The organism is Polynucleobacter sp. AP-Kolm-20A-A1, assembly GCF_018688315.1.
Taxonomy (GTDB): domain Bacteria; phylum Pseudomonadota; class Gammaproteobacteria; order Burkholderiales; family Burkholderiaceae; genus Polynucleobacter.
Genome location: NZ_CP061315.1, coordinates 841,536 through 853,766, shown reverse-complemented (window position 1 = coordinate 853,766; position 12,231 = coordinate 841,536). Strand labels below are relative to the sequence as shown.

The 12,231-nt window shown below is 46.4% G+C and carries 14 protein-coding genes; 7 read left to right on the top strand and 7 right to left on the bottom strand.

The genetic code is table 11. The annotated features are described in order from the left end of the window. Positions 1 to 63: 63 nt before the first annotated feature. The 4 genes from C2745_RS04510 to C2745_RS04495 all read left to right on the top strand — a co-directional run bounded on the left by C2745_RS04510 (position 64) and on the right by C2745_RS04495 (position 4,634). Positions 64 to 1,362 carry a U32 family peptidase gene (locus C2745_RS04510; protein ID WP_215385385.1) on the top strand — a complete coding sequence of 433 codons (1,299 nt, stop codon included), beginning with the start codon at positions 64 to 66 and terminating at the stop codon, positions 1,360 to 1,362. 35 nt (positions 1,363 to 1,397) lie between these two features. Beyond that, on the top strand, positions 1,398 to 1,925 hold the full coding sequence (locus C2745_RS04505; RefSeq protein WP_215385384.1) for a hypothetical protein: 528 nt from the start codon (positions 1,398 to 1,400) through the stop codon (positions 1,923 to 1,925). A 39-nt stretch (positions 1,926 to 1,964) separates the two neighbouring features. Then, positions 1,965 to 2,798, top strand: coding sequence for a transporter (locus C2745_RS04500; protein ID WP_215385382.1), 834 nt, complete (start codon positions 1,965 to 1,967; stop codon positions 2,796 to 2,798). 96 nt (positions 2,799 to 2,894) lie between these two features. Then, positions 2,895 to 4,634, top strand: coding sequence for an IlvD/Edd family dehydratase (locus tag C2745_RS04495; protein WP_215385380.1), 1,740 nt, complete (start codon positions 2,895 to 2,897; stop codon positions 4,632 to 4,634). A gap of 8 nt (positions 4,635 to 4,642) precedes the next feature. Here the strand turns inward: C2745_RS04495 and C2745_RS04490 are convergent, their stop codons facing one another. Together C2745_RS04490 and C2745_RS04485 are read right to left on the bottom strand one after the other, a co-directional pair. Further along, entirely contained in the window at positions 4,643 to 6,313 is a 1,671-nt protein-coding gene (locus C2745_RS04490) for an AMP-binding protein (protein ID WP_215385378.1), read from the bottom strand. A 16-nt stretch (positions 6,314 to 6,329) separates the two neighbouring features. Beyond that, positions 6,330 to 6,887, bottom strand: coding sequence for a 5'-methylthioadenosine nucleosidase (locus tag C2745_RS04485; RefSeq protein ID WP_215385376.1), 558 nt, complete (start codon positions 6,885 to 6,887; stop codon positions 6,330 to 6,332). A 35-nt stretch (positions 6,888 to 6,922) separates the two neighbouring features. Here C2745_RS04485 and C2745_RS04480 point away from each other — a divergent pair, with 35 nt between their 5' ends. Further along, the gene (locus tag C2745_RS04480; protein WP_215385374.1) at positions 6,923 to 7,441 is read left to right on the top strand and encodes an adenine phosphoribosyltransferase; all 519 of its coding nucleotides are present in this window, start codon (positions 6,923 to 6,925) and stop codon (positions 7,439 to 7,441) included. 26 nt (positions 7,442 to 7,467) lie between these two features. Here the strand turns inward: C2745_RS04480 and C2745_RS04475 are convergent, their stop codons facing one another. The 5 genes from C2745_RS04475 to C2745_RS04455 all read right to left on the bottom strand — a co-directional run bounded on the left by C2745_RS04475 (position 7,468) and on the right by C2745_RS04455 (position 9,276). After that, entirely contained in the window at positions 7,468 to 7,749 is a 282-nt protein-coding gene (locus tag C2745_RS04475; protein ID WP_215385372.1) for a YqjK-like family protein, read from the bottom strand. Then, complete coding sequence (locus C2745_RS04470) at positions 7,746 to 8,114, bottom strand: phage holin family protein (protein ID WP_215385371.1); 369 nt, start codon at positions 8,112 to 8,114, stop codon at positions 7,746 to 7,748. The genes C2745_RS04475 and C2745_RS04470 overlap by 4 nt, the downstream gene beginning before the upstream one ends. A gap of 6 nt (positions 8,115 to 8,120) precedes the next feature. Beyond that, complete coding sequence (locus C2745_RS04465; protein ID WP_215385369.1) at positions 8,121 to 8,462, bottom strand: YqjD family protein; 342 nt, start codon at positions 8,460 to 8,462, stop codon at positions 8,121 to 8,123. Positions 8,463 to 8,494: 32 nt separating this feature from the next. Next, positions 8,495 to 8,911 (bottom strand): Smr/MutS family protein, encoded by a 417-nt coding sequence (locus C2745_RS04460; protein ID WP_251368405.1) that lies wholly within the window; start codon positions 8,909 to 8,911, stop codon positions 8,495 to 8,497. A gap of 65 nt (positions 8,912 to 8,976) precedes the next feature. Continuing rightward, positions 8,977 to 9,276 (bottom strand): hypothetical protein, encoded by a 300-nt coding sequence (locus C2745_RS04455; RefSeq protein WP_215385365.1) that lies wholly within the window; start codon positions 9,274 to 9,276, stop codon positions 8,977 to 8,979. A 400-nt stretch (positions 9,277 to 9,676) separates the two neighbouring features. Here C2745_RS04455 and C2745_RS04450 point away from each other — a divergent pair, with 400 nt between their 5' ends. Further along, positions 9,677 to 10,669: a tripartite tricarboxylate transporter substrate binding protein gene (locus C2745_RS04450; protein WP_215385363.1), complete on the top strand. Its 993-nt coding sequence runs from the start codon at positions 9,677 to 9,679 to the stop codon at positions 10,667 to 10,669. A gap of 40 nt (positions 10,670 to 10,709) precedes the next feature. Then, complete coding sequence (locus C2745_RS04445; RefSeq protein WP_215385361.1) at positions 10,710 to 12,227, top strand: class I adenylate-forming enzyme family protein; 1,518 nt, start codon at positions 10,710 to 10,712, stop codon at positions 12,225 to 12,227. Positions 12,228 to 12,231 lie beyond the last annotated feature (4 nt).

Below are 12,231 nucleotides of genomic sequence, written 5' to 3'. Positions count from 1 at the left end.
CCTCCTATCCGCATTAGTTGGGCTTAAAACCCAAACCGCCCCAAGCCCTTTAAAATAGAGCCCATGAAAAAGATTCCAGAACTTCTAGCCCCTGCAGGCAGCCTTTCGATGCTCCGCACTGCCTTTGACTTTGGCGCCGATGCGATTTATGCCGGGCAGCCTAGATATTCATTACGCGTTCGCAATAACGATTTTGGCAAGATCGAGGTCCTCAAACAAGGAATCGATACCGCGCATGATCTAGGTAAAAAGTTTTACCTGGTTTCTAATTTATTGCCTCATGGTGGTAAGACGCGCACCTATATCAAAGATATGGATCCAGTGATTGCATTAAAGCCTGATGCCTTAATCATGTCTGACCCTGGTTTGATCATGATGGCAAGAGAAGCATGGCCAGATATGCCTATTCACTTATCCGTTCAAGCCAATACCGTAAATGGCGCCTCTGCAAAATTCTGGAGATCGGTTGGTATTAGCCGCGTGATTTTGTCTCGTGAGCTTTCATTTGATGAAATCGAAGAGGTTCGCCAAGATTGTCCTGAAATGGAATTAGAAGTATTTGTCCATGGCGCTTTGTGCATTGCCTATTCTGGTCGCTGCCTACTATCTGGCTACATGTCTCACCGAGACTCCAATCAAGGCGCATGTACCAATGCTTGTCGCTGGGATTACAAAGTAAAACCTGGTCAACAAACAACCAGTGGCGATGTTGTATTGCTTCAAGAAGCTCGCAGACCTGATGATTTAATGCCAATGGAAGAGGATGAGCACGGCACCTACATCATGAACTCCAAGGATTTGCGTGCTGTCGAACATATTGAGCGTCTTACTAAGATGGGTGTTGACTCATTTAAGATTGAAGGTCGCACTAAGTCACCTTACTATGTATCAAGGACTGTGCAAGCCTATCGTTCAGCGATTGATGATGCTGTTGCTGGTAGACCTTTTAATACAACCCTGCTTGGAAACTTAGAGGGTCTTGCTAATCGTGGTTATACCGATGGCTTTTATGAGCGTCATCACGATAAAGAGTATCAGCTCTACATGAGAGGCCACTCTCTTTCCGGCAGAAGTTTGTATGTTGGTGAAACGCTGGATATAGACCCCGCATCTGGTCGAGTCAAAGTGGATGTTAAGAATCGTTTCTCAGTTGGCGACAAGATTGAAATCATTGAGCCACAAGGTAACAAGGATTTAGTCCTGGAGAAGATGTGGAATATGAGCGGTGAACCGATAGATGTAGCACCAGGTTCAGGACATTTTGTTTGGCTTGAATTGCCGATGCAAAGCAAGCATGCATTTATTGCGCGTTACACCCATGAGCCTGCGCCTGCAGAAGCTTGCTCCTCTTGCAGCGAATAGTTATCCCCCCCCCCAATTACCCAAAGAATGCCTGAATGACTGACACCTCCGCACCCAATAACCAAGCTCATGGACTGAAAGACAAAGTCAAAGAAGAATTTAAAAAGGCTTTTGCTCTGACGCTCTACTTTGGCTCTTGGTTTTGCGCAATTGCATTCTTGGCAGCCACCGCACTTGAAGAAAGACCTATCCCGCTTTCTATTTTTGGATTTGCGTTGATTAAAGCAGGTATCTCAGCGAAGTTTATGCTGATAGCCCAAGCTGCTTACCCAATTAAAATCAGCAAAGAGCATGGCATTGTTAAGTCTCTCTTTAACGAGTCATTGGTTTACATCGTCATCGTGCTTGCCTTGAATTATTTAGAAGCTGGGCTGCATGGCTTGATTGATGGCAAAGAATTTATTGCATCTATGGGCGCTTTTGGACAGGGAGAGCCTTTGCGTATCTTGGCTTTATCGATCGTCTACTGGTTAATCGTCTGGCCCTATTTAATTTTTATGGGTATCAATCAGGCGCTAGGCAACACAGCCACACTCGCCATCCTATTTGGCTCTAAAAAGTAATTACTAGCTGTGAGAATTTTTTGGCTTTGCCTGCTGTTAATGCTTTCCGGGCAATTGCATGCCCAAGAAATCGAAGCGCGTCTTTACTCAAATGCACCCATTGGGATGAACTTTGCCACCGGTGGTATTGCACAAGCCAAAAGCGGTTCCTACAAATTAACTACAGAAGCAGTTAGCCTTACGCATGTCTTAGATGTTGCCGGTCAGTCTGGACGTCTTAGCTTATTACTACCTTACGCAGAACTCTCTGGTACGGGCACGGTAGGTGGCCAAACCTTTAACGCATCCTCAGAAGGTATGTCTGATCCCGTGATCAAAGCCTCAGCAAATCTGTATGGTGCTCCCGCCTTGAGTTTGGATGATTTTAAAAACTACAAACAGGATTTAATTATTGGTGCCAGCATTGCAGCTTCGGTTCCTTGGGGCAAGTACAACAGCGAGCAAATGGTGAACGTTGGTGCCAATCGTTGGTTTATTCAGCCAGGACTTGGTGCATCAAAGGCAATTGGACCATGGCGTCTTGAGTTAGCCGGCATGGCCACCATCTATACCAATAACAATAGTTTCATGGGTAGTAATACCTTGTCCCAAAACCCAATTTACTCTGGCCAAACACACGTCATTTATTACTTTGCCAATACCGCTTGGATTTCTGCGGATGCAACCTATTACACGGGCGGCCAATCCTACCTCAACGGACTTCCTGTCAGCGGGCCCCAGGAAAACTGGCGCTACGGTAGTACATTCTCTTATCCCATTAATAAAAACAACTCCGTTCGGTTAACAGCTAGTACTGGTGGGTATTCCCGCACCAATAACAGTTATGACCTGTATGGCATATCCTGGCAATATCGCTGGGGTGGCGGCTTATAGGCAAACCTATAAGTAAGCCTATAGGTAAATTTACTGTTGGGTAGCTACAATTACCCAAATACGCATTTCATAAAACATAAAACAAACGAGACATCTATGAGTTCCAAGCCAAAAGATCCTGCTGAAAGTGGTTTACGCAAAGGTTTAACCAGTTACGGCGACAAAGGATTTTCCTTATTTTTACGCAAGGCATTTATTAAAGGCGCTGGCTATACCAATAGCGCATTAGATCGCCCTGTTATCGGCATCATCAATACTGGTAGCGCCTACAACCCCTGCCATGGCAATATGCCGCAACTTCTTGAGGCAGTAAAACGTGGCGTGATGTTGGCTGGCGGTCTTCCAATGGAATTTCCAACAATCTCGATTCATGAGAGTTTTGCTGCTCCAACAAGTATGTACTTGCGTAATCTGATGTCTATGGATACAGAAGAAATGTTGCGTGCACAACCTATGGATGCAGTCGTCATGATTGGTGGTTGCGATAAAACAGTTCCAGCCCAAATGATGGGTGCAGCTTCTGCAGGATTACCGGCTATTCAATTGATTACCGGCTCCATGCTGACCGGCTCTCATCGCAGTGAGCGCGTTGGTGCATGTACTGACTGCCGTCGTTACTGGGGCAAATTCCGCGCCGGTGAAATCGACGAAGTTGAAAAAGATGAAGTGAATGATCAACTGGTTGCCAGCGTAGGAACCTGCTCTGTCATGGGCACAGCCAGCACCATGGCCTGTATCTCTGAAGCCTTGGGTATGACGGTGCCTGGTGGCGCAACGCCTCCCGCTGTTACTGCTGACCGCATTCGCGTTGCCGAAGAAACCGGTACTTGTGCAGTTAAGATGGCTAAAGAAGGTTTAACCATTGATAAAGTCCTAACAGCAGATGCATTTGAAAACGCTATGCGTGTATTGCTTGCTATTGGTGGATCAACCAATGGCATTGTGCACTTGGCAGCTATCGCTGGACGCATGGGTCTTGAAATTGATTTAGATGCCTTAGACAAAATGGGTGATGAGACTCCTGTATTGGTTGATCTCAAACCATCCGGTGATCACTACATGGAAAACTTCCATGATGCTGGCGGCATGACTACCCTACTACGCGAACTGAAGCCACTTCTCAAACTGAATGCCATGACAGTCTCTGGCAGAACACTTGGTGAAGAAATTGATGCAGCAGCTCCTAGCTTTAAACAAGATGTTGTGCGGCCTTTTGATAAACCCATTTATCCGCGTGGCAGCATTGCCGTACTTCACGGCAATCTGGCTCCAGGTGGCGCCATCATTAAACAGTCCGCTGCTAATGAAAAGCTGATGGAGCACGAAGGTCGCGCAGTAGTCTTTGAAGATGCCGCCGATCTTGCCAACCGAATTGATAGCCCTGACTTAGATGTCCATGCAGAAGATATCTTGGTCTTAAAAAATATTGGCCCTAAGGGTGCGCCAGGCATGCCTGAGGCAGGATACATTCCTATTCCGATGAAGCTGGCACGCGCTGGTGTAAAAGATATCGTGCGCATCTCCGATGGCCGCATGAGTGGCACTGCATTCGGAACGATTGTTTTGCATGTCACCCCAGAATCCGCTATCGGCGGTCCACTAGCCCAAGTACGCAATGGTGATCGCATTCGTCTGAGCGTAAAGAATCGTGAGATTAGCTTATTAATTTCAGATGCTGAGCTGGCTCAGCGTATGAAAGATAATCCAATCACTTCACCAACCGCTGAACGCGGCTACAAGAAGCTATTCTTAGATACGGTTACCCAAGCTGATCAAGGCGTTGACTTTGATTTCTTGAGAGCCGCAAAGATGGTGGGTAAGACACCAAGCAAGTGATTTTTTGCTTAGAGGTTTCTGAGTTCGCGCCTAAGGATCTTCCCAACATTCGATTTGGGTAGGTCATGCACGAAGATGACTTTTCTTGGGCGCTTGTAGCTGGTGAGATGCTCTTTGCAGTATTGCAAAACATCTGCCTCAGTAATGTGATGATTTGATCTCACTACAAACGCTTTCACAATCTCACCTAACTTGCGATGTGGTGCACCGATCACTGCGCATTCTTTAATGCCTGGCATCTGCACAATTACATCCTCAACATCATTCGGAAATACTTTAAACCCCGCGACCACAATCATGTCTTTTTTGCGGTCAACAATTTGCACATACCCTTCGGAAGTTATAAGACCAATATCACCGGACTTAAAGTAGCCATCAGCGGTCATACAGTGACGCGTTTCTTCCGGCTTATTCCAGTAACCCGCCATAACCTGCGGACCCTTAATACAAATCTCTCCGGGCGATCCATGTGGCAATACCACCTCGTCGTCATCCAGAATCACGACATCTGTTCCGGGTACTGGTGAGCCAATATGGCCTGTGAAATGTTTCTCAAGCGGGCTATTAACGCAAACCACTGGGGACGTTTCTGAAAGACCGTAACCTTGTGCAATCGGCACACCTGTAATAGCTTGCCAGTGGTCGGCAGTTTTCTGATGAACGGCCATTCCGCCGCCAATCGTGACAAGTAAATTGGGTAGCTTGACCTGCTTAAATTCAGGACGATGAATTAAGGCATGGAACAAAGTATTCACACCTGGGAAAATATGAATATTGGGGTGCTTTATCAACATTTTGATAAAGCCTGTGATGTCCCTTGGATTAGCTACCAAGATTAAAAGGCCGCCTTTAGCAATACCTAAAAAGGCACATGCTGTTAACGCAAAAATATGGGTTAAGGGTAAGGCACACAAAAATACCAACTGCTCATCGCGCTGGTGCTTGAGGCCGGGAGTGAGCCAAGACTCAATTTGCATCACATTAGAAAGAATATTTCGGTGTAACAGGACCGCCCCTTTGGATACGCCCGTAGTACCGCCGGTATATTGCAAAAAGGCAATGTCATCTAAACCGATCTGAGGCTTATCAAATACATGACTGCTGCCAATCTGCAGAGCCTCCTTAAAGGCAATATGGGGGAAGTCCCAGGGTGGGATCATTTTTTTGATATTACGAGCCACCCAATTGATGAGATGCCCCTTCATCCCAAGCAGCTCGCCTGGACTACTAACAATCACTTGCTTTATTGATGGCTGAGGAGGAATTTGCTGATAGGTCGCAGCAAAATTTTCCATCAGCACTAAGACCGATGCGCCACTGTCGTTAATTTGCAGCTCTAGCTCTCTTGCCGTGTAAAGCGGATTGACGTTAACCACTACGTAACCAGCGCGCAGAGTCCCAATCATGGCAATGACGTACTCCACAACATTCGGATACATCAGAGCAACACGTGCGCCCTTCTCTAGACCTAAGGTCTGCAGATAGGCGGCAAAGTCTTTGGAGAGTCGATCGATCTGACTATAGGAAAAGAACTTTCCCATTGACTCAACGGCCTTGCGATTTCCAAAGCGATCAAAACACTCATCTAAAAATTCCGCCAATGAATCATATGGCAAGGGGCCAATGTCAGCAGGAACACCGGCAGGGTAATTTTTAAGCCAAGGTTTTTCAGAGTTCATGATGAGCGTAGGCTTCTTAACTGAGAACTTGCTTTAATTCTTGCAAAAAGAGGTCTTGGCCATGATTGACCTTTTCTTGCCAATCGTTGCCTGAGTTTTCATTTGCATCATCAGTAATGTATTTGTATGCAGTCCATGGAATATCGTGATGATGGGCAGAAGCTGCAATTGCAAATAATTCCATATCTACTATGTCTACACCCTGACTATGCAGCCAGGGATCATGCGCAGTGACGAAACTGTCACCAGATCCACAAAGATATTTACCGCTAGAGCGATATTCATGAGGTCTTTCGCAAAATGGCGTCATGCCACGGGGTGCCAAAGGTTCTGTGTGCATATCTCGCTGAATCACTTTTGCAATCGATAGCAATCCATGCAAAGATGGATTGACCTTGCCGGCAGTACCAAAGTTCAAAATCTGTTTTGGAGCGAATTGGTGGATTGCCTTAACCGTAGTTAATGTCGCATTGATTTTGCCGATTCCTGAATAGACGATCTCTATCCCTGTAGGCAGGGCTTCACGCTTGAGTTCAGACTCCAATGCCGTGATAATTAGTAGATTCGTATTCATAAACCCAAAGCCCTATAACTCCATCGCCGCTATTAATGAATTTACTAGATTATCTACCTGGAGTGCCCGACTTTCCGAAACCCGGAATTCTGTTTAGGGACATCTCCCCATTATTGGCACATCCAGCCGCTTTCAGAGAGGCTATTGCGCAATTGGAGGTCCTGGCCCAAGCGTTTGATTACACCCACATCCTAGGCATCGAATCCCGTGGTTTTATCTTTGGCTCCGCCCTAGCGCATCACACCCACAAAGGTTTGGTTTTGGCTAGAAAGCCTAATAAATTGCCACTAGCAAGTCATCGTGAATCCTATGGGCTGGAATATGGCTCTGACTCACTGGAATTTCAGCAGTCTAGCCTTCCAAAGCATGCAAAAGTTTTACTGTTAGATGATGTCCTGGCTACAGGAGGAACGCTTTTTGCGGCCGATAAATTAGTGCGTAGCGCTGGTTTTACAGTGTGTGGTGCCATCACCCTTTTAGAAATTTCTGCACTAAACGGCAGCACCCTACTTTCTCAAAATGGAATTGCCAACAAATCGGTTTTAGTTAGCTAGTTTATTCATCGGCTAGCATTGAATTTCTAAACGAGCTTTTTGGCGCTCTTAAATAACTTTACAACGCCCCAGCCTACTGCAAGAACCTTACTAGCTAACTTGGGCTTGTAATGCGCTAAAGCTGCAAATGCACTGGTCCACAAAATGGGATTGGATTGCAGGAAACGATAGGCATCTACACCCTTATCCGCCCATGAGAGCGGCTTCTCCCAAGGCTCAAAATGTTCAGCAAATTCTTTACGCTCCCGTTCAGCCTGGGCCATGAGGGCATGGCGACGCTGTTCAAGGGCCTTTAATTTAGAACTCATTTGCTGAGCTCTTCGCGATCTTTAGAGAGCTCTGCAATGGAAGCTTCAAATAGTCTTGGCATCTTACGCAAGGATTGCATGATCAATAACGCCAGAATGCAACCAATAGATAGAAACGCACCCGTTAGTAAGGCAAGCGCCATCATGCGATCTGTTTCCCAGCTATAAATCACAATAAACAGGGCCAACATAACCAGACCAAAGAATAAAAAGAATAAGGCACTGACAATCATCACTAGCAAACTAATAAATTTACTTCTAGCAATTTGTACATCGACCGATAAAAGCTCTAAACGCGTTTGCGCAATAGAGGCGCCTGTTGCAGCTAGCCCCTTAATTGAAGTCAGTAGATTTTCTTGAGTCATATTGAATTATTTGCGTCTAATAAAAAGGCCAATCAACAAACCTAGCCCTGCAGCAACGCCAACTGCTTCCCAAGGTTTGCGATGAACAAAGTCATCCGCACCTTGTGCTGCAGCTTTCGCTTTTTCTGCTAATTGCCCTTCTACACCAGAAAGACTCTCCTTCGCGCCCGCCAAGGTTTCAAGCGCCTTGGCGCGAATAGATCCTATGGCACCTTCGTGTTGACCCTCGGTAGCATGAATCAATGCCTCTGCATCAGCCATCAGCGCTTTAAATTCGCCAATGAGCTGATCTGCTCCAGTTGCAACAGCCTCGGGTGCGTGTGCATGCTCTAGCTTCTTACTTGTCATATAAATGAATTCCTGATGTGTACCAGCTTATTCTAAGCACTTCTTGCCTGAGCGCCTAGCAACAGCACAGTCATTCCAGCATTACCCTCTTTAAAGCGCTGGAGGTAACGCTTTAGACTTGGTCTTCTTTTCAGTAATGCGTGATAGGCAGGACTTCCAAAGGGCACACTTTCCCCAAAGTAATACTCCTCAACACGGTCGGAATATCGGTTATTTTCAAGCGCATCATGAATAGCCCATTTAATGCGACCGCCCTCACCGCTTGCTCCATACCCATGAATTAAGACAATTGCCTTAACTCCAACCTCAACGGACTTGCGTAAATAATCCGTTAACCGCTCCAAGGCTTCCTCTACGTATGGACCATCCTGTTTGATATTGATTTCAACAGTATCGGAAGTCAGGATCGGTATCTGCTCAGAACCGCAATGCGGGCACTGATTAAACAATGCCCGCGCGTTTCCACAATCAGGACACTCAGCGGTATAAGCCACCTCTTATGAACTTTGCATGATTAGGAGCAGTATTTGCCCTCTAAAGTTGCTACATCTGTTGATTTGTCGTCAACCATGAGGTTCAAAGCCTTTTGTGCTACTTCGCGATTTTCTTGAGTCTTTAAGTGCGTATTAATCAAACTCGCCACATCCTTTCTGATCGACGTATTACCGTAACGCAATCCCTTCAAGGTAGACACTGCTTCAGCAGAAATCTTGCACTGCTGATTTACCAACTCAGAAGAATCTGACGGCTTTGTATTTGCATAAGCAAATGCAGCAACGGAGATTGATACGGCTGCTAATAGAGTCTTTTTCATCTTAGTTCCTTATTTTGTGACCACACGTTGGACAACAACCCACTTCTCTAGCTCTTGTTTTTCTAAGAGCGGCATACACACTGGACTCTGAAATCTCCATCTTTCTGGCTGCTTGAGCTGCAGTCATGCCTTTACCTACCCATTCCAAGGCTTGATGCGTTTTCGGTATCTGTTTCTTCATTTCATCTCCCAGTTCCAACACTATACCACTGAAGTTGTGAAGTTGTGAAGTTTATTTATCTAGGACTTATACCTAGGCGGTTTGACCTTTAAGGCTTAAGGAAATTCGAGAGTTATCAGATGGCGGCTAAGTACGCGCCTAGGGAGCTTTGGTGTTATAAATACTGAATCAATAAGAAAACTGGGGCTAAAAACAGCACCCAAAATATGGAGGAGCACCATGTCTTTACATTTCACGCCTAAAAAGGGTCTGTTAAGTCTTTTAACCATTTTGGCTACAGCGTTGGCAATGCCAGCAGCTGCGCAACCATCATCAACCTGGCCCACTAAACCCATCAAGATCATCGTGGGTTACTCCGCTGGCGGAGCAACCGATGTTCTGGCTCGTCTCGTGTCTGTGAGCATGAGCAATACACTGGGTCAATCGATCGTTGTTGAAAATCGTCCAGGAGCAAATAGCAACGTAGGCGCAGAAATTGTGGCGCGCTCACCTGCTGACGGATATACGCTTTACGCTTTCTCCATTGCCAATACTATTAATGCAACGCTCTATCCCAAGCTTGGCTACGATCCTATTAAAGATTTTGAGCCTATCGGCATGATTGCTAAGATTCCAAATATTTTGGTAGTGAACCCAAACCTGCCAGTGAAAACAGTGGCTGATTATGTGCGTTATGCCAAAGATTCAAAGGATGGCGTTACATTTGCCTCCTCAGGTAGCGGCTCATCCATTCACCTTTCCGGTGAAATGTTCAAAATGCAAGCCAAGATTCAAATGCTGCATATTCCTTACAAAGGCAGCGCTCCAGCAGTAACGGATTTACTTGGCGGCCAAGTAGAGTCCATGTTCGATAACGCACCATCCGCCCTACCCCATATCAAGGCAGGCAAGCTTCGCCCGATTGCAGTCACTAGCGCTCAACGTTCACCATTCTTGCCAGACGTCCCTACAATTGCTGAATCCGGCTACCCAGGTTTTGATGTGCAATCTTGGTTTGCACTGGTTGCGCCAGCGGGCACTCCAAAAACGATCATCATGCATTTGAATTCAGCCCTAAACAAGGCGTTGAATTCACCTGAAGTTCGCCAGCGCATGCAAGAATTAGCTGCTACACCTGAACCTGGTTCACCAGAAAAGATGGCGGCCTTTGAAAATGCCGAAGTAAAGCGTTGGCGTGAAGTCGTTAAAGAATCCGGTGCTAAAGCTGAATAATTTCCATCAGCAGCACTAGTTAATAGGATTAATAACAAATATGTTTCCCATCGATTTCTTCTGGAGGGCTGTCCAACGTTGGCCTGATCGGGTTGCCATTGATACACCGAATGGTCCAATTCATTACGCGACCTTGGCACAGCGCGTTAAGGCGCTGGCAGCAGGCCTTACTGCAATTGACCCCACCCTTCAAAGCCGAGTAGCCATTTGTGCGGGAAATAGCGCAGATCACATTATTGCTTTACTAGCTATTCTGGCCTGTGGCAAAACATGGGTTCCACTGAATCCAAAGAGCACTCACCCAGAAATTCAACGCATCATTAATGTGACTGAGCCCTCCATTGTGATTTTGGATGCTAGTAATCAGGATTTGCTCAAGGGTGCGCCAGGCACTTGGATTTACACAGGCGTAGATTCTGACGCCCATGCTCAAAGCATGGATGCGTTAATGCAAGCGCACGCCAATGCAGAGCAACCCTCTTTCGAGTTGCCCTTAGATGCGATTCAGGCAATTAAATTTACCGGTGGTACAACAGGTGCGCCTAAAGGTGTAATGCAACCTTATCGCGCATGGATGGCAAATATCAGCAATCAAATCCAAGTATGGGGCTTTGATGAGCACGAACGTTATGTAGTGGCTGCGCCTATTACCCACGGAACATCTACCTACATTGTGCCAATACTGGCTCAGGGCGGCTGTCACGTCATCCTCGATGGCGCAGGAGCTGAGGTAGTGAGAACCGCCTTCCGCGAGCGTGGAGGTACCGTCTGCTTTATGCCGCCTACTTTGATTTATATGTTGATGGCACTACCCAATGCTTCTCGCAAAGATTTTCCAAAACTACGCAGACTCATTTACGGTGGCGCACCAATGCCACCGGAGCAGGTTCGCAAAGCTCGTGATTTCTTTGGACCTGTATTAGGCACAACCTATGGTCAAACTGAAGCGCCGCAAATTTTGACAGTCATGCGTCCAGAGGATTTTGAAGATCCCAATAACTGGGCGGCTGTTGGTAGAGCAACCTGGTTTAGTGATGTCGCCATCATGTCACCCGAAGGCAAACTTCTGCCGACTGGGGAAATTGGTGAAGTCGTTGCCCGTGGCGATTTATTGATGAATGGTTACTGGCGCATGCCCGAGAAAACTGCTGAAACTATCATCGATGGCTGGCTCCATACTGGTGATCGCGGACTGATTGATGAGCGCGGCTTTCTGTATCTCAAGGATCGCTTGAAAGACATTGTGATTACCGGCGGCTTTAATGTTTATCCAGTTGATGTGGAGAATGCCTTAAGTCAACACCCTGCTGTCCATGAATGCCTGGTCTTTGGTCTTCCTGATGAAAAGTGGGGAGAAACCGTCCAGGCCGCTGTGCAATTACATCCTGGGCAAAAAGTAGGAGAAGCCGAGCTAGTTGCTTTTGTTCGCAACCTCTTGGGTCCAGTACAGACACCAAAACATATTCACTTTTACGATAGCTTGCCACGCTCCAATGTGGGTAAGCTACTCAAAAGCGCTGTTATCCAAAAACTTCAAACACCAACTGCGATTTCATAAGTAC

What these genes read in the sequence shown, in the direction of transcription:
- C2745_RS04510 (WP_215385385.1), top strand. Translation starts at nt 64, where the DNA reads ATGAAAAAGATTCCAGAACTTCTAGCCCCTGCAGGCAGCCTTTCGATG.
- C2745_RS04505 (WP_215385384.1), top strand. Translation starts at nt 1,398, where the DNA reads ATGACTGACACCTCCGCACCCAATAACCAAGCTCATGGACTGAAAGAC.
- C2745_RS04500 (WP_215385382.1), top strand. Translation starts at nt 1,965, where the DNA reads ATGCTTTCCGGGCAATTGCATGCCCAAGAAATCGAAGCGCGTCTTTAC.
- C2745_RS04495 (WP_215385380.1), top strand. Translation starts at nt 2,895, where the DNA reads ATGAGTTCCAAGCCAAAAGATCCTGCTGAAAGTGGTTTACGCAAAGGT.
- C2745_RS04490 (WP_215385378.1), bottom strand. Translation starts at nt 6,313, where the DNA reads ATGAACTCTGAAAAACCTTGGCTTAAAAATTACCCTGCCGGTGTTCCT.
- C2745_RS04485 (WP_215385376.1), bottom strand. Translation starts at nt 6,887, where the DNA reads ATGAATACGAATCTACTAATTATCACGGCATTGGAGTCTGAACTCAAG.
- C2745_RS04480 (WP_215385374.1), top strand. Translation starts at nt 6,923, where the DNA reads ATGAATTTACTAGATTATCTACCTGGAGTGCCCGACTTTCCGAAACCC.
- C2745_RS04475 (WP_215385372.1), bottom strand. Translation starts at nt 7,749, where the DNA reads ATGAGTTCTAAATTAAAGGCCCTTGAACAGCGTCGCCATGCCCTCATG.
- C2745_RS04470 (WP_215385371.1), bottom strand. Translation starts at nt 8,114, where the DNA reads ATGACTCAAGAAAATCTACTGACTTCAATTAAGGGGCTAGCTGCAACA.
- C2745_RS04465 (WP_215385369.1), bottom strand. Translation starts at nt 8,462, where the DNA reads ATGACAAGTAAGAAGCTAGAGCATGCACACGCACCCGAGGCTGTTGCA.
- C2745_RS04455 (WP_215385365.1), bottom strand. Translation starts at nt 9,276, where the DNA reads ATGAAAAAGACTCTATTAGCAGCCGTATCAATCTCCGTTGCTGCATTT.
- C2745_RS04450 (WP_215385363.1), top strand. Translation starts at nt 9,677, where the DNA reads ATGTCTTTACATTTCACGCCTAAAAAGGGTCTGTTAAGTCTTTTAACC.
- C2745_RS04445 (WP_215385361.1), top strand. Translation starts at nt 10,710, where the DNA reads ATGTTTCCCATCGATTTCTTCTGGAGGGCTGTCCAACGTTGGCCTGAT.